Origin of the sequence: Roseovarius sp. (genome assembly GCF_018066915.1) — a bacterium.
Lineage (GTDB): Bacteria > Pseudomonadota > Alphaproteobacteria > Rhodobacterales > Rhodobacteraceae > Roseovarius.
The window spans coordinates 1-22804 of sequence record NZ_JAGPVV010000065.1 but is presented as its reverse complement, the minus strand read 5'-3'; the positions used below and the strand labels follow the sequence as shown (position 1 = coordinate 22804).

Sequence of the window (22804 nt, the reverse complement as noted above, 5' to 3'; positions counted from 1 at the left end):
GCGGGCGGGATTCTTGGCGGGATTTCGACCGGGCAGGAGATTGTCGTGAGATTTGCGGTCAAGCCCACGTCCTCGATCCTGACCCCGCGCCAGTCGATCACCGTGGATGGCAACCCGATTGAGGTCGTGACCAAAGGGCGGCATGATCCTTGCGTCGGTATTCGCGCGGTGCCGGTGGGCGAGGCGATGATGGCTTGCGTTATCCTTGATCACCTGCTGTTGCACCGCGGGCAGGTAGGCGACGGGCCGCGGGGCAAGATTGGCTGAGACCGCTTTCTTGAAACGAGAACAGTGCGGAACCTTTTAAAGGTTCCGCCCCAGTCACACCCGCCCTTGCCGTGACAATTGCACCGCCAGAATCCCGCCCATGATCACCAGCACGCCGATCAGGTCGCCCAGTCGTAGCGCCTCGTTCAGGAGCACAGCGGCGATGGCCACGCCAAAGAACGGGTTGAGGAAATGGAAGGTCGCGGCGCGGGTGGCGCCGATACGCTCGACCAAGAGAAACCAGACCAGAGTTGCGGCGAGGCCGGGGATCAGCGTGGTGTAGAGGAAGGCTATGACAAGCCGCGTGCTCCACTCGATCACGAGGGGTTCGGTGGCAAGGCCGATAGAGCCGGTCAGGACCGCGCCCACCATCATCTGCAAGCCGACCACCATCAGGAAATTTCCCCCCGAGGCCGCGCCCCGCACCGCCAGCGTGGCAAAGGCCAAGGCAAAAACCCCGATCACGCAGAGCGCCACACCATAGAGGTCCATCCCCCCCTGAAGCCGCGCCCCCATGATGATCACCACCCCGCCAAGCCCGGCAAAAAGCCCCATGATTCCAACCTTTCCGAGCCGCTCCTTCAAAAAGATCCAGCTGAAAAAGCCCACGATGAGCGGCATGGTCGAGGCGATGATCGCGGCCAGAGAGGCCTCGATCGTCTGCATCGCCACGAAATTCAGCCCGAGATAGAGCGCGTTCTGGCAGATGCCGAAAATGATCGTCGCGCGCCATTGCGCCCGTGTCAGTCGCCAGCTTTGGCCCAGTATCAGAGCGATTGTGATCCCGATCAGCCCGGAAATCAGGAAGCGCAGGCCAAGCGCTGTCAGGGGCGGGGCGGCAGAGACGATGATCCGCGCCGAGGTAAAGGCCGAGGACCACATGAGCGCAAAGCCCAGCCCCATGAGGATTGCCCGGATGTCCATGTCTGTGCCTGTCCCGTCTGATCCGCGTGTTTGGCGCGACCATTGAGGAATTACCGACGGGGTTCAAGGGGCCACGCGGACAGATCAGCGGATCGGATCAAAGAGCGCATCGCGCAGCGGGCAATCGCGCACCACATCGACACCGCAGGGCACCGGGGCCAAATCCCGCGAGAGGCAAAGCCGCGCCTCTTGAATACGACCTGCCTGACAGGTGATCGTCAGCATGTCAGGCTCCAGCCCCGGATTGGCCTTGAGAAACGCCTCTTCGACCACCTTGGCGGGCAGTTTCACGGGCTTGGTGAGCTTGCGAAACACCTCTGGCCGGGTGAGCCGGTCAAATGCCGCGCGCGACAGCGCGTAATAATCGGCGGCACTCAGCCCCGAGCACGAGCCGTGTTTCTTCCACTGGTACCAGGCAAGGCCCGCACTCCCCATGACGTCCTCCATCGCGTGGGTCATGGCGCGGGTGGGGGGCGCATGCGCGCTCTGGCAATGTTCTGGCCAGCCACGATGATACTGCGGCCAGAGCCCGTGCAGAACCCAGCCGGTATCGGCGGCATCGTCGCATTGCGCAGCCTCTCGCGCGTCACCTTCGAGCGCGCACCAGGTCGGCGACCAACTGAGGCTGAGCACGTAGTAATCGAACACGCCCGAGCGGTGCGATTGCGCCGCGGCGGGCAGGGGCAGCAGGAAAAGGCACAGCAACAGGGCAACGGGACCGCGCATTCTTTGGTCTTTCATTTTATTGGCAAGGCCAGTATAAGGCCGCCAAGTTCCCCTACAATGGAAACCCGTTCCGGCCCGCCGGAACCGCCTTTCAGGCGCCGGGGAAGTTTTGGGTAAAGGAGACCTGAGAGATGTCAAAGCCGATCATGGCCAAGGCCACCGCCGTCTGGCTCGTGGACAATACGACGATCAGTTTCAAGCAGATTGCCGATTTCTGCGGCATGCATGAATTGGAAGTGCAGGGGATCGCCGATGGCGATGTGGCGGCAGGCGTCAAAGGGTTTGACCCGATCGCCAACAACCAGCTCACGCAGGAAGAGATCGACCGCGCGCAGGCCAGCCCGACCCACAAGCTCAAGCTCAAGTTCAACGCCGCCGCCCAGGGCGAAGAGACCCGGCGCGGTCCGCGCTATACGCCTCTGTCGAAACGTCAGGATCGTCCGGCCTCGATCCTGTGGCTGGTCAAATTCCATCCCGAACTGGCCGATAGCCAGATTGCGCGCCTGGTCGGCACGACGAAACCGACCATTCAAGCGATTCGCGAGCGCACCCATTGGAACATCGGCAGTATCCAACCGATTGATCCTGTGGCACTTGGCCTGTGCAAACAGTCCGAACTCGACGCCGCCGTGCAAAAGGCCGCTGCCAAAAAGGCCAAGGATGGTGCCGCTCTGACCGATGACGAACGTCGCAAGCTCTTGAGCACCGAGCAGAGCCTCGAGGCGGATCTCGAGCCGCGCGTGCCGACGGCCATGGAAGGGCTGGAGAATTTCACCCTCGGGCAGGATTACCACCCTGAAGTGCGTGAAAAGAAGTATGATGCGGACAGTTTCTTCAATCTGCCGACCTCGGATGACGATGATGAAGAGGACGACGATCAGAGCGGCGGACGCCGCCGCCGCTAGACTGGTGTGAACCGTCGATATTTGAATGGCCCGGAAGGTTTTCCGGGCCATTTTCATGTCTGTCGGTCTGTCAGACGGCGGTAATCAGCGTCGCGGCAAGGCTCAGGACATAGCTGGTGGCCTGTGTCAGCAGCACCATGACCGCGGCACGAAAGTCTGGCAGCACGAGCGCCGCGAGAAACCCGATATGCAACACCGCAATGGCATTGAGCGAGGTGCGAAACGGTTCCTTGCGGGTTTTGTGGCGAAAGATGCCTTGTCCGGTCTTGGCCCCCAGCGAGCCGCCGATCAGACAGAGCGTCAAGAGCGTGCTCTCGGGCACCCGCCAACGCCGCTCAATAGCGCACCGCTTGTCCCACCAGAACAGCCCCAGCGTGAGCAGGTTGAGGGCCAAAAGATAGAGCAGGATCAAGGTCAGTGGCGACATGGCAGTAGATATGGGTCCATCGTCTTGGGAACGTGTAACGATCAGGGCGGGTCACAGACGCTTGCGGGCCGCGAGAGCCGCGCTGATCGTGCCGTCGTCGAGATAGTCCAACTCGCCGCCAATGGGAACACCTTGTGCGAGGGAGGTGAGCGTGACTTTGCCGTCAAGCTGATCCGCGATGTAATGCGCGGTGGTCTGCCCCTCGACCGTGGCATTGAGGGCCAGAATCACCTCCGTAATCGCCTCTGCCTCGACCCGCGCCATCAGGGCCGGAATACGCAAAACTTCGGGGCCAACCTGATCCATCGCCGAGAGTGTGCCGCCCAGAACGTGATACCGCCCCTTGAAGGCCTGCCCACGCTCCATCGCCCAGAGATCGGCCACATCCTCGACCACACAGATCTGGCCGTTGGCGCGTTTGATATTGGTGCAGATGTCGCACACCTCAGTGGTGCCGATATTACCGCAGGTGGCACATTCCCGCGCCGTATCCGCCACGGTCTGCATCAGCCGCGCCAGCGGCGAGAGCAGCAGCGCGCGCTTGCGGATCATGTGCAGCACCGCGCGCCGGGCCGACCGGGGGCCAAGCCCCGGCAGCCGGGCCATCATCTCGATGAGGGCGTCGATGTCGCGGGTGCTGCTCAATCTATGGCTCCGCTCCGGGGGGCAGGCGTTGGTGGTTTTGAGTATTTAGGCCGAAAAGAAGCGGCTTCTCAGAAGGGCAGCTTCATGTCCTTGGGCAGGCCCATGCCTTCGGTGATCTTGCCCATTTCCTCTTGGGCGCGGGCCGATGCCTTGGCCTGCGCGTCCTTGATCGCAGCAAGGATCAGATCCTCGACGACCTCTTTGTCATCGGAGTTGAAGATCGACGGGTCGATGTCAAGCGCCTTGAGTTCGCCCTTGGCAGAGCAGGTCGCCTTGACCAGACCAGCGCCGGATTCGCCCGTCACCATGATCGTGTGCATTTCTTCCTGCAACGCGGCCATCTTCTTTTGCATTTCCTGCGCGGCCTTCATCATCTTGGCCATGTCGCCCATCTGGCCCAAACCTTTGAACATGCTGTGATCTCCTGTGGCTTTGGCCCTCAGATCGGGCCATGGAATGAGGTTGCCGCCTTTAAGCATATCTGCAGCGGAATGGCGACAGGCAAGAGCGGGTGTTCAGTCTTCTTCGAAGGGGTCCCATTCATCCTCGACCTCGGGCAGCGCCTCGGTCTCGGCATGGGTCACGATATCCTCCACGGTTTTCACGCGGGCGATTTTTGCCCTTGGAAAGGCGGCAAAGACCGCCTGAACCAGCGGATGCTGTCGGGCCTCGGTCTCGGCCGCATCTTCGGCGGCATGACGCGCCTCCAGAATGGTGGGGACGGTGGCGGAATTGACAAGGGTCACGGCCCAGCGGTTGCCGGTCCAGCGTTGCAGCGCGCTGCCCAGCCGTTGTGCCAGATCACCGGGGGCATCCGGTGTAGGGGTGAATTCGATCCGACCGGGGCGGTAATTGGCGAGGCGCACACAGCCTTCGACCTCGAGCAGGAGTTTCACGTCGCGATTGGCGCGAATGAGCTCCAGCACATGCTCGAAGGTGGGAAAGCGGGCGAGGGCTTCTTGGGGGTCTTGCGCCAGCAGGGGCGATGCGGCGCCCTGAGACACAGGGCCGGTTGGCCCGGAATGCGTGGGCGTATAGCTTTGGCCTTGGGCATGGGTGGTTTGGTTCGGAGCGGTCTGGGGGCGTGCACCCCCGCCACCACCACCCGGTCCGGTGGGCGGCGCGTCTTGCAGCCGGCGCACGAGATCCTCGGGCGTGGGCAGGTCGGCCACATGGGTCAGACGGATCACCGCCATTTCGGCAGCCATCATCGCATTGGGCGATTGCCCGACCTCATCCAGCGCCTTGAGCAGCATTTGCCACATGCGGGTCAGCACGCGCATCGGCAAGGCTGCGGCCATGTCTAGCCCGCGCGCGCGCTCGTCCGGGCCGATGGTGGGATCGTTGGCCGCGTCAGGCGTGATTTTTACAACGGAAATCCAATGGGTTATCTCGGCCAGATCGCGCAGAACCGCCAGCGGGTCGGCACCTTCGGCATATTGCGCGCTGAGTTCCGAGAGCGCGCCTGCCGCATCACCCCGCAGGATCATGTCGAAGAGATCGAGCACCCGGCCACGGTCCGCGAGCCCCAGCATGGCGCGCACCTGATCCGCCGTGGTTTCGCCCGCGCCATGGGAAATCGCCTGATCCAAGAGGGAGGTCGCATCGCGGGCAGAACCCTCTGCTGCGCGGGTGATGAGGGCCAGTGCGTCTTCTGTAATTTGCGCGCCCTCGCGGTCGGCGATGCGGCGCAGGAGGGCGATCATCACCTCAGGCTCGATCCGGCGCAGATCGAAGCGTTGGCAGCGCGACAGCACCGTCACCGGCACCTTGCGGATTTCGGTTGTGGCGAAAATGAATTTCACATGCGCGGGCGGCTCTTCCAGCGTCTTGAGCAGGGCGTTGAAGGCATTGACCGAGAGCATGTGCACTTCGTCGATAATGTAGATCTTGTAACGTGCTGAGGCGGCGCGATAATTCACGCTCTCGATGATTTCGCGGATGTCGCCCACTCCGGTGCGGGAGGCCGCGTCCATCTCCATCACATCGACATGCCGCCCTTCCATGATGGCGCGGCAATGTTCGCATTGGCCACAAGGCTCGGTCGTGGGGCCGCCCTGACCATCGGGACCGATGCAGTTCATGCCCTTGGCGATGATGCGGGCTGTCGTGGTTTTGCCGGTGCCACGAATCCCTGTCATTATAAAGGCTTGGGCGATGCGGTCGGCCTGAAATGCATTCTTGAGGGTGCGCACCATCGCGTCTTGACCGACCAGATCGGCAAAGGTTTCGGGCCGGTATTTGCGGGCGAGAACCTGATATACGGGGGCCGGGGTGTCGGACATGGGGCGCCTTTGCGGGATTCGGATACCGTCGTAACGTAAGGCGGGGGGGCGGAGGCGTCCACCTTGCTTTTTGCGAGCGATATGGCAAAGCTGAAGGCAGACAGAGGAAGAATTGCGATCATGGTGTTGGCTGCGTGAGTGATTTCATCATCTACGCCCTGCGGGTTGGCGGGGGCACTCTGGCGCTGGCACCTTTGCCGGGGGCGGGGGGTGACTATGCCGCCGACCTTGCGCATATCTGCGACTGGAAACCAGCCATAGTGGTGTCCCTGACCACGCCCGCCGAGATGTTGAGTGCGGGGGCAGAGACCCTTGGCAATGATGTGCAAGAGGCGGGCACCCGCTGGGTGGCGTTTCCGATCCCGGATTTCGGTGTGCCGGATGCAAGCCAGATCGAGGCCTGGACCAAGGCCAGTCACGATATTTCCCGCGCTCTGGCTGGCGGTGGGCGGGTTCTGGTGCATTGCCGAGGTGGCTGTGGGCGGTCGGGGATGGTGGCGCTGCGGTTGATGATCGCGCAGGGCGAAGAGCCGGAGGCGGCGCTGGAGAGATTGCGCCATATCCGGCCCTGCGCGGTGGAAACCGAGGCGCAATTGCGCTGGGCGCGGCGCGGAGCGGGCTGATCCGCGTTGTAAGAACCTTACAAAATCGTGCGAATTTGTGCAGGTCTGGCGCTGCGCTTGACAATCGACCGGGCGCGCGCGACAGACGCGGGCATGATGACAGCATTCCTTCAGGTGGCCGTGGGGGGCGCGATTGGGTCTTGCCTGCGCTATGGCGTGGTGCTCTTGGCGCAGCGCTGGGTCGCCCCTGGTTTTCCGGTGGGCGTGCTGGGGGTCAACATCCTTGGCTCGTTCCTGATGGGGCTGGCGGTGGTGATCCTCGCTCAGCGGGATCTTGGGTCGATGAGCCCGCTTGTAATGACAGGCCTTCTGGGTGGGTTCACCACGTTTTCGGCGTTCTCGCTTGAGGCCTTTGCGCTCTGGGAGCGGGGGCAGGCGATGGCGGCCTTGGGATATGTCGGCCTGTCGGTGGGATTGTCCATCGGGGCCTTGATTTTGGGCGTCTGGCTGGCGCGGGGGTTTTTCGCATGAGCGGTGTACAGACGCGGGTTGTTGGACCGGATGAAGGCGATCAGCGGTTGGACCGGTGGGTCCGGCGGCTATTCCCGCATGTCGGCCAAGTGCAGATCGAGAAGATGTGCCGCAAGGGCGAGTTGCGGGTGGATGGCGGGCGGGTGAAACCGGCGACGCGGCTCGAGGTGGGGCAGAGCGTGCGCATCCCGCCGCTGCCCGATAGCGATGAGCGACCGACCGGGGCATTGGCGCGGATCAGCCCGGCGGATGCCAAGATGATCCAGTCCTGCGTGATCTACCGCGACGATCACATCATTGCGCTGAACAAGCCGCCGGGCCTGCCGGTGCAGGGCGGCAGCAAGCAGTTGCGCCATGTGGACGGTTTGGCGGAGGCGCTGCGCTTTGGCGCCGAGGACAAGCCGCGTCTGGTGCATCGCTTGGACAAGGATACCTCGGGTGTCTTGTTGCTGGCGCGGACGCGTGAGGCGGCCAAGGGGCTGACGGCGGCGTTCCGGCATCGCAACACCCGCAAGATTTACTGGGCGGCCGTGGCGGGCGTGCCGACGCCGCGCATGGGCACCATCCGCTTTGGGTTGGTCAAGGCACCGGGGCATGGGGCCAAGGGCGAGGGGGAGAAGATGCTGTGCATCCACCCGCGCGACATTGACGCGACACCGGGGGCCAAGCCCGCGACCAGCGATTATGCGGTGATCGAGGCGGCGGGCGCGCGCACGGCATGGATGGCGCTGATCCCGGTCACAGGGCGGACGCATCAGTTGCGTGCGCATATGGCCGAGATCGGGCATCCTATCGTCGGCGACGGCAAATATGGCGGATCGGGGCAAGAGAACCTTGGCGATGGCTGGGGCGCGCAACTGGGCGGTGATGTGAGCCGCAAGCTGCATCTGCATGCCCGCTCGCTCAAGATCGAGCATCCGGTGTCCAAGGCCCTTCTGCATATCACAGCCCCTCTGCCCGAGCATATGGCGCGGACATGGGATTTGTTTCAATGGGTGCCATCCGAGGCACCGGAGGACCCGCTAGAGGATATGGCATGAGCCGTCCCTTGCGTCTGGTGATCTTTGACGTCGATGGCACGCTGGTGGACAGTCAGGCCGATATTCTGGCGGCGATGCGGGCGGCGTTTGACCGCGCCGGAGAGCCGGCACCGACGCGCGAGGTGATCCTGAGCATTGTCGGTCTGTCGCTCGATGTCGCGATCCCGCGTCTGGCCCCGCATCTGCCGGGTGATGTGCAGGCGCGCATCGTGGCGTGGTATAAAGAGGCCTATATGGGGTTGCGGCTCGAGATGGGCGTGCAAGCGTCCTCGCCGCTCTATCCGCACGCGCTTGATACGCTCAAGGCGCTGCATGCGGTGCCCGAGACATTGCTGGGCGTGGCCACGGGCAAATCGGCGCGGGGATTGGATAAGCTCTTGGAGGGGCATGACCTGCGGTCCTATTTCGTGACGCGGCAGGTGGCGGATCATCACCCTTCAAAGCCGCATCCCTCGATGCTGCGCGCCGCACTGGCGGAAACCGGGGTTGCGCCGGAAAACGCGGTGATGGTGGGCGACACGAGTTTCGACATGGAGATGGCGCAGGCGGCGGGCATTGCGGGTATCGGGGTGGCCTGGGGCTATCACCGGCCCGAGGCGCTGGGGGCTGCGCGCGAGATCGTGCAGGATTTCCGGGCGCTGCCCGAGGCGATTGCGCGGGTCTGGGGGTAAGCGATGAGCGAATGGAAGGCCAAGCGGTTCTGGAAAGAGGCGGGCGTTGTCGAGGAGGAGGGCGGATTTGGTGTCCGCCTCGATGGGCGCGTGGTGCGCACCCCGGCCAAGGCCACGCTGATCGTGCCGACGCAGGCGTTGGCACAGGCGATTGCTGCCGAATGGGACGCGCAGGAGGGCAAGATTGACCCCGGCACGATGCCCTATACCCGGTCCGCCAATGCCGCCATCGACAAGGTGGCGCAGCAGAGGTCCGAGGTGGCCGAAATGCTGGCGGCCTATGGCGACAGTGATCTGATCTGTTATCGGGCATCTGGCCCGGTTGAACTGATCGAAAAACAGGCAGCGGCATGGAATCCGCTGCTCGATTGGACCGAATCGGTCCTGTCCGTAAAGCTACTTACGGTTGAGGGCGTGGTGCATGTGCCGCAGGATGCACAGGCGCTGGCGCGTCTTAGGGCGCATGTCGAGGCCCTTGATATATGGGCTCTGACGGCCTTTCACGACCTTGTGAGCCTGAGCGGCTCGCTCGTGATCGGATTTGCGGCGCTGGACGGGTTTTACCCCGTCGAAACGCTCTGGAACCTGTCGCGGGTTGATGAAACCTGGCAGGCAGAGCAATGGGGTAGCGATGAAGAGGCCGAAGAGACAGCGGCAAGGAAACAATCTGACTTTATTCATGCCAAGCGGTTTTATGATCTTTCGCGCAAGGATCGGGCAATCTGATCGCCAAGGGGCTGACGCTGGGGCAAGTGCAGATTTGACCGGGGTTCGCCATAGGGTTTCGTGAACAAAGACTTGACGTTTCGTGATGAATCCACACAAACTTGGCGTCACTGAGTAGGGTGAAAGCCCTGACAACAGTGTCACAATGGGCCGTTTGGCCCGACAAACCGCTCTTGAAGGGCGGATAATCAGGAAGAGGTAAACATGAAAAAAACCGTATTTTTGGGCGCGCTGACGGTGGCTGGCCTTGCGGCTGGCGCTTCTGCGGCTGCCACGTTGGATGACGTGAAGGCCCGCGGCAAGCTGAACTGTGGCGTGACCACCGGCCTCGTGGGCTTTGCTGCCCCCGATGCAAACGGTGTTTGGGAAGGTTTTGACGTGGCGATCTGCCGCGCCGTTGCCGCCGCTGTGCTGGGCGATGGGAATGCCGTTGAATTCGTGCCGACCACCGGCAAGACCCGCTTTACTGCGCTTGCCTCGGGCGAGATCGACCTGCTGGCGCGCAACACCACCTGGACCTATTCGCGCGATACCGACCTCAAGTTCGATTTCGTCGGCGTGAACTACTACGACGGTCAGGGCTTCCTCGTGCCCAAGTCGCTGGGTGTCAGCTCTGCCAAGGAGCTGGATGGCGCGACGGTCTGCATCCAGACCGGCACCACCACCGAGCTGAACCTTGCGGATTTCTTCCGTGCCAACAACATCAGCTACGAGCCGGTGCCGATCGAGACCAACGCCGAAGGTCAGCAGCAGTATCTGGCAGGGGCCTGCGATACCTACACGACCGATGCGTCGGGTCTGGCATCGACCCGCGCCGCCTTCGAGAACCCGACGGATCACGTGATTCTGCCGGAAATCATCTCGAAAGAGCCGCTGGGCCCGCTGGTGCGCCATGGCGACAACGACTGGGGTGATATCGTCCGCTGGACGTTCTACGCGCTGGTCGCTGCCGAAGAAATGGGCATCACCTCGGCCAATATCGGCGAGCTGTCGGCGGCTGCCGGTGCAAACCCGGAGATCAACCGTATCCTCGGCACCGAAGGTGAACTGGGCGCGATGATCGGTCTCGACAACGAGTGGGCCAAGCGCGCGATTGCCGTCGGTGGCAACTATGGCGAGATCTTTGAAAAGAACATCGGCGAAAAGACCCCGATCGGTCTGGCCCGTGGTCTGAACGCACAGTGGACGCAGGGCGGCATCATGTATGCCCCGCCGTTCCGGTAAGCGAACCTGACGAGGGGCGCGGGATACCTCCCGCGCCCTTTTCACCAGAAGACCACTCAAAAATCGGCCCACGGCAGCGATGCCGATAAAAATCCGGGTCGAAACACAGGGAAATCCCAGATGACAACGATGACCGACCCTCCCAAGGCGTCGTTTCAGCTATCTATGCTGATTTACGACACGAGGTATCGCTCTTACACCTTTCAATTCATCGCGCTGGTTCTGTTGATGCTGCTGCTTGGCTATCTTGGGGCCAACCTGGTCAACAACCTTGCCGCGCAGGGGCAGAACATTTCGTTCGGCTTTCTGAGCAGTCCGGCAAATTACGACATCAACCAGCGGCCGATCGAATACGACAGCCAGTCGAGCCATTTGCGCGCCGCGATGGTCGGCGTGCTCAACACGCTGATCGTGGCAGTTCTGGGCTGTGCGACGGCGACGGTTTTCGGGGTCACGGCCGGTGTTCTGCGGCTTTCGCCCAACTGGTTGGTGCGCAAGCTGATGGCCTTTTATGTCGAGATCTTTCGCAACATCCCGGTGCTTATCTGGATCCTGATCATCTTTACCGTGATGACGGCGGTGCTGCCGTCGCCCAACCAGTTCCGGGGCGACGGTGCCGATGCGTCGATGTTCATGGATGCCTTTGCCTTTACCAACCGGGGGGTCTATGTGCCCGCACCCGTTTGGGGGCCGGGATCGCTTGTGGTGGTGCTGACGTTCCTTGCGTCGATCATCGGCGTCTTTGCCTATCGCCGCTATGCGACCAAACTTCTTTATGACACCGGGCGGCTCTTGCCGATGGGGTGGCCATCGCTGGTGATCCTCTTTGTCCCGACAATCCTGATCTATTTCGTGCTGGGCCAGCCGATCAGCCTGAATTACCCGGCGCTCAAAGGGTTCAACTTTGATGGCGGTCTGCATATTCGCGGCTCTTTGATTGCGCTGTGGTTCGCGCTGGCAATCTATACCGGTGCCTTTATCGCCGAGAACGTGCGTGCGGGTATTCAGGCGGTGAGCAAGGGCCAGACCGAAGCGGCGGCCTCGCTGGGCCTGCGGCCCAACCGGATCATGAACCTTGTGATCCTGCCGCAGGCTCTCCGGGTGATCATTCCGCCGCTGATTTCTCAATACCTGAACCTGACCAAGAATTCGTCGCTGGCGATTGCCGTGGGTTACATGGATGTGACCGGCACCTTGGGGGGGATCACGCTCAACCAGACGGGGCGCGCGATTGAATGTGTGCTGCTGCTGATGTTGTTCTATCTGACGATCAGCCTCGCGATTTCGGCGATCATGAACGTCTATAACAACTCGATCAAGTTGAAGGAGCGTTGAGCATGGGCCGTGATCAACTCGCCTTTGTGCGCAAGCACATGCTGCCCGAAGCGCCGCCGCCGGCGACGCAAACGGGGGCAGTGAAATGGCTGCGTGAGAATCTCTTTTCCTCGCCCGGCAATGCGTTGCTGACGATTGTGTCGGCCTATGTCGTCTTTCAGATCATCGTGTCGACCGCGCCGTGGTTTATCAACGGGGTTTGGGAAAGCCCGAGCCTGACGGCCTGTCGTGAAATCCTCGAGGGCAAGATGGGCGGCTGTTTCGCGGTGCTGACCGAGCGCTGGAATCAGCTCTTGTTCGGGTTCAAATATCCATCCGAGCTATACTGGCGTCCGGGTCTGGCGTTCTTGCTGCTGTTCATTGCCGCCGCACCGGTGCTCTTTGGCAAGGTATTCCCGCGCAAGATGCTGATCTTTACCGGGCTTTACCCCTTTATCGCCTATTGGCTGATCTGGGGTGGGTCGCTTCTGGTGCCGGTCTTTGCCCTCTTGGGGGTTCTGGTCGGTGCCTTTGTCTATAGCCGCATGGTGACGGTCAACGCAGGGATCGCGGTGATCGTCGCGTTCGTGGCGGCGCTCGTCTTTTGGATTCTGTCGGGCTATGTGACCGCCCCGATGGAGAATGTGATGGCGATCGAGGCTGTGGCCTCGCGCGATATGGGCGGGTTCATGATCAACCTGATGCTGGGGGTGGTCTGTGTTTCGCTGTCCTTGCCCTTGGGCATCCTGCTGGCCCTCGGGCGGCAATCGAGCATGCCGATCATCAAGTGGATCTGCGTGGTTTTCATCGAGTTCATTCGCGGTGTGCCGCTGATCACGCTCTTGTTCGTGGCCAACGTCGTGCTGGCCTATTTCCTGCCGCCGGGGACGAATTTCGACCTGATCCTGCGGGTGATCATCATGATCACGATGTTCTCTTCGGCCTATATCGCCGAGGTGATCCGGGGCGGTCTTGCCGCGCTGCCGCGCGGGCAATACGAGGCCGCGGATAGTCTGGGTCTGGACTATGCGCAGGCGATGCAGCTCATCATTCTGCCGCAAGCGCTCAAGATCTCGATCCCCGGTATCGTCAACGTGGCGGTGGGCCTCTTCAAGGATACGACGCTGGTCTCGGTCATCTCGATGTTCGACATCGTGGGCATGATCCGGGGTCCGATCCTGGCCTCATCCGAATGGAACGGGGTCTATTGGGAGCTTTTCGGCTTTGCCTGCGTCCTCTTCTTCATCACCTGCTACGGTATCTCGCAATATTCCCAGTGGCTGGAGCGTCAGCTTCGCACGGATCATCGCTAAGGAGGGTCACGGACATGGCCGCACAAACACAAATGAACATCTCGGATCAGGTGGCTGTCGAGATTACCAAGATGAACAAGTGGTATGGCGCGTTCCACGTGCTGCGCGACATTGACCTGACCGTCTATCAAGGCGAGCGGATCGTGATCGCGGGGCCGTCGGGATCGGGCAAATCCACGCTCATCCGGTGCATCAACGCGCTGGAAGAGCATCAGAAGGGCAAGATCACGGTCGATGGCACGCTCTTGTCGAATGACCTCAAGAACATCGACAAGATCCGGTCCGAGGTTGGCATGGTGTTCCAGCACTTCAACCTCTTTCCGCATCTGACGATCATGGAGAACTGCACGCTGGCCCCAATTTGGGTGCGCAAGACACCCAAGCGCGAGGCCGAGGAAGTGGCGATGCATTTCCTCGAAAAGGTCAAGATCCCCGAGCAGGCGCATAAATATCCCGGCCAACTCTCGGGGGGGCAGCAGCAGCGGGTGGCGATCGCGCGCTCGTTGTGCATGCGGCCACGGATCATGCTCTTTGACGAGCCGACATCGGCGCTCGATCCCGAGATGATTTCGGAAGTGCTCGATACGATGATCCAACTGGCCGAAGAAGGCATGACCATGCTCTGCGTGACACATGAGATGGGGTTTGCACGCAAGGTGGCAAACCGGGTGATCTTTATGGATCAGGGGCAGATCGTGGAGCAGAACGAGCCGGAAGAGTTCTTCAACAATCCGCAGTCGGACCGCACCAAGCTGTTCCTGAGCCAGATTCTGGGTCACTGAGCGCAGCATGGGGGCGCTGCCCCCGTCGCCTGACGGCGACCCGCCCGAGGTATTTGGGGCGAGATGAAAGGGGTGGCGTTCATGCCGCCCCTTTTGCTGTCAGAGCCAAGCGGCGCTGCGGGCGCGCAGGTGTTGGACCGAGGCGCGCAGATCGTCCGCGATGGCACCGGGGCGCGGGGCGTCGCGCAGCGTGTCGATGAGCGTGTCGTCGGGCAAGGCCGGGCGGCGCGTCCATGAAAGGGCTGCAAGGATGGCGCGGGCGGGTTCGGGTAGGCGGTCAGGGATTTCGGTGCTGTTGAGGGTGGCCCAGACGCCGGACCAGAGGCGGCCCACGGTCCAGGGATTATAACCGCCGCCGCCCAGGACGAGGAGGCGCGGGGCGAACGGGCGCAAGAGCGCCACCGCTTCCCAATGGGCGTTGTTGGAGAGGCAGAGGCGCGACAGCGGGTCCTCGGTCACGGCGTCGGCACCGCATTGCAGGACGATGGCCTGCGGATGGAAGGCTTGCACGGCTGGAAGAATGACCTCGTGCAGGGCCATGGCAAAGCCGCTGTCGTTGGTGGCGCGGGGCAGAGGCAGGTTGATCGCATGGCTGCCAGCGCGGTCGTCTAGCGTGCCGGTGAAGGGCCAGCGCCCGGCCTCGTGGGTGGAGATCATCAGCACGCGGGGCTCATTGGGAAAGGCCGCCGCGACCCCGTCGCAGTGATGCGCGTCGATATCGATATAGGCGATGCGGCTGAGGCCCTGGGCCAGAAACGCCTTGATCGCCAGCACCGGGTCGTTGAGGTAGCAAAACCCGCCCGCATGATCGGCCATGCCGTGATGCGTGCCGCCGCCGGGGTTATAGGCCAGGCCGCCGTTGGCCAAGAGGTCGGTGGCGAGCAGGGAGCCACCGGCGGCGGTGGCGGGGCGGCGGAACATCTCTGGAAAGACCGGGTTGGAGAGCGTGCCGATCTGGTGGCGAGCGCGGATTTCGGGCGTGACCTGCCCGGATGTTTCGGCCTCTTGCAGGGCGGTGATATAGGCCGGGGTGTGCCACGCGGTCAGCGCCTGCGGCTTGGCGCGGGGGCTGGTGCGGTATTGCGAGGGTGGCAGCCAGCCCAGAGCGCGGCAGAGGTCGATCACCGTGGGCACGCGCGGGATCGAGAGCGGGTGACGCGCCCCGTAGGAGGAGCCGCGATAGATCTCTGATCCGATAAAGACGGGCGGTTGCATGTGCCGGTTATGGCAGGTCGTGGGGCGTGAGAAACTGCAGCACCGTGCCGGTGCCGGGGTGAAGGGCCGACCAGTCAGTGATGTCGAATTGCGCGATGAGCGTGGCCCCGGTGGGATAGTCGTCAAACCGGTCGTGGTTTGGCGGAGAGGCCAAGAGCAGCCTTGCGAATTCGGCGATGCCGGGGTTGTGGCCCAGCATGAGGACAAGGCTGCCGGTGGCGCGGCGCAGGACCGTGAGCATCTCATCGGCCTCAGCCAGATAGAGCGCGTCTTGCAGCTCTGGCGCTGTGTCGAGCTTGAGCCGGGCGCAGGTTTCTTGGGTTCGGACAGAGGAGGAGCAGAGGATCTGATCGGGGCGCAGGTTCTGCGCGCGCAGCCAAACGCCGAGGGCTGTTGCGGCGCGGCGACCGCGCGCGTTGAGCGGGCGGGCGCTATCGGGGAGGCGAGGATCGCCCCAATCGGATTTGGCGTGACGCATGAGAATGAGGGTTTTCATCCGAAATACCCCATGTGAAAGGCGGATTGCGCCTCGAGCCGGCCATAGGATTGGCTGAGCGGGCAGGCGCGGCGCACGGCACAGCCGCGCGCGCGGCAGTCATTTCCGGGGCGGTCGAGATCGGATTTGCAGGCGGGCACGTTATAGGCCTCGGGGATGAGGGCCTCCACCGGGCAGGCGCTGCGGCAGGGTTGGTCAAGGCAGGCGTCGCAGGGGCGTGGGCCGGGGGGCGGCAGCGGGAACCGGTCGGGGAAGGCCAGCGCGCCGCGATAAGAAATCATCAGCCCTGCCTCGTCATGCACCAAGAGGCCCACGGGCGAGGGCCAGGCGCGGGCGCTGCGGCGCGCCCAATCGGTGAAGGGCTGCCAGGGTGGGCCGGAAAACGGAAAGAGCGGCGTTGCCCCGAGCGCCTCGGCCATGGCGGTGATGACGCGGGCAGACCAACGGTTCATCGGGTCACGCGCGCCGTCCAGGTATTCAGGCGTTGCGGTGAAATGCTCCCAAAAGCCCGGTTCGGCCGGGCTGAGGAGCACGAGGGTCTGATGGCCGGGCACTTCACCGGGCGTGAGATGCAGCGCGCCCGAGAGGGTCAAGTGATGCGCGCGCGCGAGGTTTGCGAGCGCCGGGGGAAGGCCGGGCACGCGCGGCGCTCAGCTCTGGCCAGAGCGGGGCACACGGGGGGTGTTGTTGCCCCGGATGAGCGAGCCTGCGCCATGTTCGGTGAAAAGCTCGAGCAGGGTCGCATTCGGCGCGCGCCCGTCGAGGATCACCACCGCGCGTACCCCGCCGTCGATGGCGGCGAGGGCGGTTTCGGTCTTGGGGATCATGCCGCCCGCGATGATGCCGTCGCGGGTCATCTGGCGGATTTGCTCGGCGCTGAGTTCGGTGACAACGCGCCCCTCGGCATCGCGGACCCCGTCGATATCGGTGAGAAGGAGCAGGCGGTCGGCCTTGAGCGCCGCGGCGATGGCCCCGGCGGCGGTGTCGCCGTTGATGTTGTAGGTCTCGCCCTCGTGGCCTGCGCCCAAGGGGGCGATGACGGGGATCATGCCTGCGGAAAAGAGCGTGTGCAGGATGGTGGGATCAATCTCGGTCGGTTCGCCGACGAGACCCAGATCGGGATGCGAGGGGGTGCAGGTGATGAGCTGGGCATCCTTGCCCGAGAGACCCACGGCGCGGCCACCCTGACCGTTGATCGCGGCCACAATGCGTTTGTTGACCTGACCCGAGAGCACCATTTCCACCACTTCCATGGTGGCGGCATCGGTCACGCGTTTGCCATTCACGAACTCGGACTTGATCGCCAGCTTTTCGAGCATCTGGTTGATCATCGGTCCGCCGCCGTGGACGATCACCGGGTTGACGCCGACCTGCCGCATCAGCACCACGTCGCGCGCGAAGGTCTCCATCGCCTCGTCGCTGCCCATGGCATGACCGCCGAGTTTGATCACGACGATGGCGCCGGTGTAGCGTTGCAGATAGGGCAGCGCCTCGGAGAGGGTGCGGGCGGTGGCGATCCAGTCGCGATTCATGTCTCTGGCCTTCATGCTGGTCTCCGACGCGGGGTTGCGTCCTTCATTACAATCTGTGCGGGGTGGTGCCAAGGCCCGTTGCGGGAGGGCCGCAAAGCGCTAGGTTTGAGCGTAGGGAAATCCGCGACCGAAAGAGGTGGAACATGTCCGAGACCAAGACGCTTTTGCTGACGGGGGCAAGCCGGGGGATCGGGCATGCCACGGTGCGGCGGTTCAATGCGGCGGGGTGGCGGGTGATCACCTGTTCGCGGCAGCCCTTTCCAGAGGAATGTCCGTGGGGCGGCGGGGCGGAGAACCACATTCAGATGGATCTTGCCGATCCGCATGATGTGATCGCCAAGGTCGACGTGATCCGCGAGCGGCTGGGCGGGCGGCTGGATGCGCTGGTCAATAACGCCGGGATTTCGCCCAAAGGGCCGCAGGGCGAGCGGCTGGATACGTTTAGCACCGATCTGCGGACCTGGGGGCAGGTGTTTCACGTCAATTTCTTTGCCTCGGTCGTGCTGGCGCGCAGTCTGCGGGATGAACTGGCGGCGGCCAAGGGGGCCGTGGTCAATGTCACCTCGATTGCCGGAAGCCGCGTGCATCCCTTTGCCGGTGCGGCCTATGCCACATCCAAGGCGGCGCTGGTGGCGCTGACGCGCGAGATGGCGCATGATTTTGGCCCCTTGGGCGTGCGGGTCAATTCGATCGCACCCGGAGAGATTCGCACGGCAATCCTGTCGCCGGGCACGGACAAGCTGGTCGAGAGCATCCCGATGCGGCGGTTGGGCGAACCTGATGAGGTGGCCAACACGATCTTTTTTCTCTGCTCCGAAGGGTCGTCCTATATTTCCGGCACCGAGATCGAGATCAACGGCGCGCAGCACGTGTAACGAAAAACGGGGCGGCCAGTGGGCCGCCCCGCTGCTGCCGGTCGTGAGTGGTGGTTATTTCGGCAGGATGACGGTGTCGATCACGTGGATCACGCCATTGCTGGCCTCGATATCCGCCTGCACCACCTTGGCACCATCGACGGTCACGCCATCGGTTGTGCCGATGGTCACGTCGGTACCCTGCACGGTGGTGGCGGTCATGCCATCCGAGAGATCACCCGACATCACCTTGCCCGGCACCACATGATAGGTGAGGATCGCGGTCAGCTTGTCCTTGTTCTCGGGCTTGAGCAGGTCCTCGACCGTGCCTGCGGGCAGGGCTGCAAAGGCGTCATTGGTCGGGGCAAAGACGGTGAAGGGGCCTTCGCCCTTGAGCGTATCGACAAGGTCAGCGGCCTGCACGGCGGCGACAAGCGTCGAGAAGCTCTCGTTGCCGGCGGCGATGTCGACGATGTCCTTGCCGTGGTTGTCGGCAAAGGCGGGGCCGGCCATCAGGGCGGCGGCAGTCAGGGCGAGATAGGTTCTGCGAAACATGGTTTGCGTCTCCGTTTAAGTGTCCGTTTCCATGACCCCGGTGTCGGGATCATACGAGGCTTACGGTGGGGGATTGGCATTGGTTCACCGGGGGTTTCCGCCGACGCGGTTTGACCTGCGCGGTGCGCCCGCTAAGCCAAGCGCGTTCGAGATTTCCAGTCACGTTTTTGTGAACAGGCGGAAATTATCCCGCAGGGTGCAGGCGTTTCAGCCGGGTTTCCCGCCGGGTCGGCGGGGGGCGGGCGGATGGCCCGATCCTCGCCCTTATGTGATAAACGCGTGGCAAAGCCGTCTTTTGCGTGCTTGTTTGCGGGGCCTGAATGGCGCAGGTTGCGCGCGTGGTGCCCCTTGGGGGCGTGGGTGGGATCATTGGAGTTTTCAGATGGGGTATGTGACGCAGATCCTAGAGGTTCTGGCGCTGTTGTTTGTCTTTGCACTGGGCGCGGTCGTCCTGACGGTGGCGGTGTTCTATGTTCTGGACAGAACCCAGCCCGGCGATGCGATCCGGCGCAATTACCCGGTGATTGGCCGATTTCGGGGGCTGTTCACCAAGCTGGGCGAGTTCTTTCGCCAGTATTTCTTTGCCATGGACCGCGAGGAGATGCCGTTCAACCGCGCGCAGCGTGATTGGGTTAGCCACGCGACCAAGGGCGGGGGCAATACGATTGCCTTTGGCTCCACTCGCAATCTAGGGGTGCCGGGCACGCCCATCTTTGTGCCTGCGGTGTTTCCGCCGCTCGATGATCAGTTTGCTATGACGGCCCCGATGCAGATCGGGCCGACGGCGGCCATTCCTTATATGGCCAAGTCGATCTTTAACATTTCCGGCATGAGCTATGGCGCGATTTCGCGCCCGGCGGTCGAGGCGCTGAGCCGAGGCGCGGCCAAGGCGGGCATCTGGCTGAATACCGGCGAAGGGGGGCTGAGCCCGTTTCACCTGATTGGCAATTGCGATCTGGTCTATCAGATCGGCACTGCCAAATACGGCGTGCGCGACGCTCTGGGTAATCTGAGTGATGAGCGCCTGCGCGAGGTGTCTGACAATCCTTGCATCAAGATGTTCGAGTTGAAGTTGGCGCAGGGGGCCAAGCCGGGCAAGGGTGGCATCCTGCCCGGTGAAAAGGTCAACGAAGAGATTGCTGCCATTCGCGGCATCGAAGTGGGCAAGGACAGCATTTCGCCCAACCGTCACGCCGATATCAATGACTATGGCGAGTTGTTGGATGTGATCGGCCATATCCGGCAGGTGACGGGCCGCCCGGTCGGGTTCAAGACGGTGATCGGATCGTCCGAGGCATGGGAGCCGCTCTTTGAGATGATCATGGCGCGGGGGCCGGATTGCGCGCCGGATTTCATTGCGATTGATGGCGGCGAGGGCGGCACCGGGGCCGCCCCCATGCCGCTGATGGATCTGGTGGGGATGCCCATTCGGGACGCGCTGCCGCGCATGGTGGACCTGCGGGATCGCTATGGGCTGAAAAACCGCATTCGGATGATTGCGGCGGGCAAGCTGATCAATCCCGGCGATGTCGCCTGGGCGATTTGCGCAGGCGCGGATTTCGTCACCTCGGCGCGTGGTTTCATGTTCAGCCTTGGCTGTATTCAGGCGCTGAAATGCAATCGCAACACCTGTCCCACCGGCATCACCACCCATGATCCCTATTTGCAGCGCGGTCTGGTGGTCGAGGACAAATACCTCAAGGTCGCCAATTACGCCAAATCGGTGATCAAGGAGGTCGAGACCATCGCCCATTCGGTCGGCGTGGCCGAACCGCGCCTGATGCGGCGGCGGCATGTGCGGCTGGTGCAGGCGGATGGCACGTCGGTTGCGTTCAATAAAATCCGGCCAAGTTACAATGCGGACGCGGGATTGTGACCGCGCATTGAAACCCTTCGGTGGCGAGGGCCGTGTCTGTCTCTATATAATGGATGAACCCATAGGAGAGATGACATGGCCCATCGCTGGACAAACACCCTGAGTGACAAGGACGTAACGCCCGAGGCGGCGTTTCTCAATCGCCGCCAGATGATCGCGGGCGTGGCGGCTGGGGTGGGCCTCAGCCTTGGGGCGGCGCGCGCGCAGGCCCAGACGCAGCCCGAGGCATTGACGCCCAATAGCTGGGACGACATCACCACCTATAACAACTATTATGAGTTCGGCACCGACAAGGGCGATCCGGCGCGCAATGCACGCACGCTGACGACAAAACCCTGGAGCGTGACCATCGACGGGTTGGTGGACCGCCCCGGCGCCTATGACTTTGACGAGATCATGGCCAAGATGACCATCGAAGAGCGGCTCTATCGGTTCCGCTGTGTCGAGGCTTGGTCGATGGTGGTGCCGTGGAACGGGTTCGAACTGGCCGATCTCCTTGATTTGGCCGGGGTGCAGAGTGCCGCGAAATACGTGGCCTTCGAGACCGTGCTGCGCCCCGATGAAATGCCGGGGGTGCGCTATCCGGTGCTCGATTGGCCCTATGTCGAGGGGCTGCGTCTGGATGAGGCGCTGCATCCGCTGACGATCATGGCCACGGGCATTTATGGCCGCGACATTCCCAATCAGAACGGCGCGCCGCTGCGTCTGGTGGTGCCATGGAAATATGGGTTCAAGTCGATCAAGTCGGTGGTGCGGATCACCCTGACCGACAAGGAACCGCCGACAAGCTGGAACAAGGCCAATGCCGGGGAATACGGCTTTTATAGTAATGTGAACCCCGAGGTGGATCACCCGCGCTGGTCCCAGGCCACGGAACGGCAGATCGGCGGCGGGCTCTTTTCGCCGCGCGTGCCCACGCTCATGTTCAACGGTTATGGGGATGAGGTGGCGGGGCTCTATGCGGGCATGGACCTGAAAAAGAACTTCTGATGGTGCAGGACCGGATCAACGGGTTGGCCCGGCGGGTGCCGGTCTGGGCGGTGTGGCTGCTCGGGCTCGCACCGGCGGTCTGGACTTTCTATCTGGGTCTCACTGGCGGGCTGGGGGCCGAGCCGATCAAGGCGCTGGAGCGGGAACTGGGCGAGGTCGCCTTGCAACTGGTGATCCTCGGTCTCTGCATCACGCCCTTGCGGCGGTATCTGGGGGTCAACCTGATCCGGTTTCGCCGGGCGGTGGGATTGCTGGCCTTTACCTATGTCTCGGTGCATCTTTTGGTCTGGCTGGTGCTCGATGTGCAGATCTGGGCGCAGATCTGGGCGGATATTCTCAAGCGACCCTATGTGACGGTCGGCTTTACCGCCTTCCTGTTGATGATTCCCTTGGCTCTGACCTCGAATGACCTGTCTTTGCGGCGGCTGGGGCCGCGTTGGCGGGTGTTGCACCGGCTGACCTATGGGGTGGCGGTGCTGGGGGCGGTGCATTTCATCTGGCTCAGCAAAGGCTTTCAGATCGAACCGCTGGTCTATCTGGCGGTGATTCTGGCTCTTTTGGGGCTGAGATGGCGGCCGACGCGGCAGAGTCGCCGCGCGTGACGCGGGCGCTCTTGGCCGGGTTTACCGGGTTTTGGGGGTAACTCTGTGGATAACCCCAGATGTAGGAGAAGGGCGCAACAGGCTTGGGAAAGATTGTTGCGCGAGAGGGCCAAAATCTTGCCGATCTTTCCCCTAACCCCTTAATATTCCGTAAAAATCCGGGTTTGCGAAAAAAAGATGACAAAAGCCAAAAAAAGGGGTTGCGGGCCTGAGCCTCTAACCGTAAATACCCCTTCACCGGCGCTGCTGAGGCGGTTGTTGGGACGCGGGACGGACTGGGGCGGATGCCTTGGGAGGTTTAGCGGAGAAAATATCTGAGGTAGGATTGGCGGGTTGCGCTA

General features: G+C 62.6%; 26 protein-coding genes. 15 read left to right on the top strand and 11 right to left on the bottom strand.

Annotated features, from left to right (window positions below; translation table 11 throughout):
• Positions 1-267 (top strand): chorismate synthase (locus KBT70_RS04170; protein WP_296629155.1); only part of this gene is annotated, 267 nt, incomplete at its 5' end.
• A gap of 54 nt (positions 268-321) precedes the next feature.
• On the opposite strand, the gene KBT70_RS04165 is transcribed toward KBT70_RS04170, so the two are convergent.
• Together KBT70_RS04165 and KBT70_RS04160 are read right to left on the bottom strand one after the other, a co-directional pair.
• Entirely contained in the window at positions 322-1191 is an 870-nt protein-coding gene (locus KBT70_RS04165; RefSeq protein ID WP_296629153.1) for a DMT family transporter, read from the bottom strand.
• Positions 1192-1275: 84 nt separating this feature from the next.
• Positions 1276-1917, bottom strand: a complete 642-nt coding sequence (locus KBT70_RS04160) for a ribonuclease T2 (RefSeq protein WP_296629150.1) — start codon at positions 1915-1917, stop codon at positions 1276-1278.
• A gap of 131 nt (positions 1918-2048) precedes the next feature.
• Between KBT70_RS04160 and KBT70_RS04155 the strand changes: the two genes are divergently transcribed.
• Complete coding sequence (locus KBT70_RS04155) at positions 2049-2822, top strand: cell cycle transcriptional regulator TrcR (protein WP_296629149.1); 774 nt, start codon at positions 2049-2051, stop codon at positions 2820-2822.
• A 70-nt stretch (positions 2823-2892) separates the two neighbouring features.
• Here KBT70_RS04155 and KBT70_RS04150 read toward each other — a convergent pair whose 3' ends face one another.
• From KBT70_RS04150 to KBT70_RS04135, 4 genes are all read right to left on the bottom strand, one after another.
• On the bottom strand, positions 2893-3249 hold the full coding sequence (locus KBT70_RS04150) for a DUF1294 domain-containing protein (RefSeq protein ID WP_296629146.1): 357 nt from the start codon (positions 3247-3249) through the stop codon (positions 2893-2895).
• A 51-nt stretch (positions 3250-3300) separates the two neighbouring features.
• Positions 3301-3894, bottom strand: coding sequence for a recombination mediator RecR (gene recR, locus KBT70_RS04145; protein WP_296629144.1), 594 nt, complete (start codon positions 3892-3894; stop codon positions 3301-3303).
• Between the two features lie 68 nt (positions 3895-3962).
• Positions 3963-4307 (bottom strand): YbaB/EbfC family nucleoid-associated protein, encoded by a 345-nt coding sequence (locus KBT70_RS04140; protein WP_037273999.1) that lies wholly within the window; start codon positions 4305-4307, stop codon positions 3963-3965.
• A gap of 102 nt (positions 4308-4409) precedes the next feature.
• On the bottom strand, positions 4410-6179 hold the full coding sequence (locus KBT70_RS04135; RefSeq protein WP_296629140.1) for a DNA polymerase III subunit gamma/tau: 1770 nt from the start codon (positions 6177-6179) through the stop codon (positions 4410-4412).
• 134 nt (positions 6180-6313) lie between these two features.
• Here KBT70_RS04135 and KBT70_RS04130 point away from each other — a divergent pair, with 134 nt between their 5' ends.
• The 9 genes from KBT70_RS04130 (at position 6314) to KBT70_RS04090 (ending at position 14343) form a co-directional block, all read left to right on the top strand.
• Positions 6314-6802, top strand: coding sequence for a protein-tyrosine phosphatase family protein (locus KBT70_RS04130; RefSeq protein WP_296629137.1), 489 nt, complete (start codon positions 6314-6316; stop codon positions 6800-6802).
• 93 nt (positions 6803-6895) lie between these two features.
• Positions 6896-7273 carry a fluoride efflux transporter CrcB gene (gene crcB, locus KBT70_RS04125; RefSeq protein ID WP_296629134.1) on the top strand — a complete coding sequence of 126 codons (378 nt, stop codon included), beginning with the start codon at positions 6896-6898 and terminating at the stop codon, positions 7271-7273.
• On the top strand, positions 7270-8313 hold the full coding sequence (locus KBT70_RS04120; protein ID WP_296629132.1) for an RluA family pseudouridine synthase: 1044 nt from the start codon (positions 7270-7272) through the stop codon (positions 8311-8313). The genes crcB and KBT70_RS04120 overlap by 4 nt, the downstream gene beginning before the upstream one ends.
• Entirely contained in the window at positions 8310-8984 is a 675-nt protein-coding gene (locus tag KBT70_RS04115; RefSeq protein ID WP_296629130.1) for an HAD-IA family hydrolase, read from the top strand. Before KBT70_RS04120 ends, KBT70_RS04115 begins: the two co-directional genes overlap by 4 nt.
• Before the next feature lie 3 nt (positions 8985-8987).
• Positions 8988-9710 carry an ATP12 family protein gene (locus tag KBT70_RS04110; RefSeq protein ID WP_296629128.1) on the top strand — a complete coding sequence of 241 codons (723 nt, stop codon included), beginning with the start codon at positions 8988-8990 and terminating at the stop codon, positions 9708-9710.
• Positions 9711-9914: 204 nt separating this feature from the next.
• A complete protein-coding gene (locus KBT70_RS04105; protein ID WP_290899869.1) occupies positions 9915-10934 on the top strand; it encodes an amino acid ABC transporter substrate-binding protein in 1020 nt (339 codons plus the stop codon).
• 120 nt (positions 10935-11054) lie between these two features.
• A complete protein-coding gene (locus tag KBT70_RS04100; RefSeq protein ID WP_296629123.1) occupies positions 11055-12269 on the top strand; it encodes an ABC transporter permease subunit in 1215 nt (404 codons plus the stop codon).
• Between the two features lie 2 nt (positions 12270-12271).
• Positions 12272-13561 carry an amino acid ABC transporter permease gene (locus KBT70_RS04095; protein WP_296629121.1) on the top strand — a complete coding sequence of 430 codons (1290 nt, stop codon included), beginning with the start codon at positions 12272-12274 and terminating at the stop codon, positions 13559-13561.
• Positions 13562-13575: 14 nt separating this feature from the next.
• Positions 13576-14343: an amino acid ABC transporter ATP-binding protein gene (locus KBT70_RS04090; protein WP_296629118.1), complete on the top strand. Its 768-nt coding sequence runs from the start codon at positions 13576-13578 to the stop codon at positions 14341-14343.
• 99 nt (positions 14344-14442) lie between these two features.
• Here KBT70_RS04090 and KBT70_RS04085 read toward each other — a convergent pair whose 3' ends face one another.
• Genes KBT70_RS04085 through argB form a run of 4 tightly spaced genes read right to left on the bottom strand, consistent with a single transcriptional unit; the run spans position 14443 to position 17601 of the window.
• Positions 14443-15558, bottom strand: a complete 1116-nt coding sequence (locus KBT70_RS04085) for an acetoin utilization protein AcuC (RefSeq protein WP_296629114.1) — start codon at positions 15556-15558, stop codon at positions 14443-14445.
• A 7-nt stretch (positions 15559-15565) separates the two neighbouring features.
• Complete coding sequence (locus tag KBT70_RS04080) at positions 15566-16054, bottom strand: histidine phosphatase family protein (protein WP_296629111.1); 489 nt, start codon at positions 16052-16054, stop codon at positions 15566-15568.
• The gene (locus tag KBT70_RS04075) at positions 16051-16695 is read right to left on the bottom strand and encodes a ferredoxin (RefSeq protein WP_296629107.1); all 645 of its coding nucleotides are present in this window, start codon (positions 16693-16695) and stop codon (positions 16051-16053) included. The genes KBT70_RS04080 and KBT70_RS04075 overlap by 4 nt, the downstream gene beginning before the upstream one ends.
• A gap of 9 nt (positions 16696-16704) precedes the next feature.
• Positions 16705-17601 carry an acetylglutamate kinase gene (argB, locus tag KBT70_RS04070; RefSeq protein ID WP_296629104.1) on the bottom strand — a complete coding sequence of 299 codons (897 nt, stop codon included), beginning with the start codon at positions 17599-17601 and terminating at the stop codon, positions 16705-16707.
• A 128-nt stretch (positions 17602-17729) separates the two neighbouring features.
• On the opposite strand from argB, the gene KBT70_RS04065 reads away from it, so the two are divergent.
• Positions 17730-18461, top strand: coding sequence for an SDR family oxidoreductase (locus KBT70_RS04065; protein WP_296629101.1), 732 nt, complete (start codon positions 17730-17732; stop codon positions 18459-18461).
• A gap of 54 nt (positions 18462-18515) precedes the next feature.
• Here KBT70_RS04065 and KBT70_RS04060 read toward each other — a convergent pair whose 3' ends face one another.
• Positions 18516-18995 carry a fasciclin domain-containing protein gene (locus KBT70_RS04060; protein ID WP_296629100.1) on the bottom strand — a complete coding sequence of 160 codons (480 nt, stop codon included), beginning with the start codon at positions 18993-18995 and terminating at the stop codon, positions 18516-18518.
• Positions 18996-19377: 382 nt separating this feature from the next.
• Here KBT70_RS04060 and KBT70_RS04055 point away from each other — a divergent pair, with 382 nt between their 5' ends.
• From KBT70_RS04055 to msrQ, 3 genes are all read left to right on the top strand, one after another.
• The gene (locus KBT70_RS04055) at positions 19378-20871 is read left to right on the top strand and encodes an FMN-binding glutamate synthase family protein (protein WP_296629098.1); all 1494 of its coding nucleotides are present in this window, start codon (positions 19378-19380) and stop codon (positions 20869-20871) included.
• Between the two features lie 75 nt (positions 20872-20946).
• Positions 20947-21861 carry a protein-methionine-sulfoxide reductase catalytic subunit MsrP gene (msrP, locus tag KBT70_RS04050; RefSeq protein WP_296629097.1) on the top strand — a complete coding sequence of 305 codons (915 nt, stop codon included), beginning with the start codon at positions 20947-20949 and terminating at the stop codon, positions 21859-21861.
• On the top strand, positions 21861-22463 hold the full coding sequence (gene msrQ / locus KBT70_RS04045; RefSeq protein WP_296629095.1) for a protein-methionine-sulfoxide reductase heme-binding subunit MsrQ: 603 nt from the start codon (positions 21861-21863) through the stop codon (positions 22461-22463). The genes msrP and msrQ overlap by 1 nt, the downstream gene beginning before the upstream one ends.
• Positions 22464-22804 lie beyond the last annotated feature (341 nt).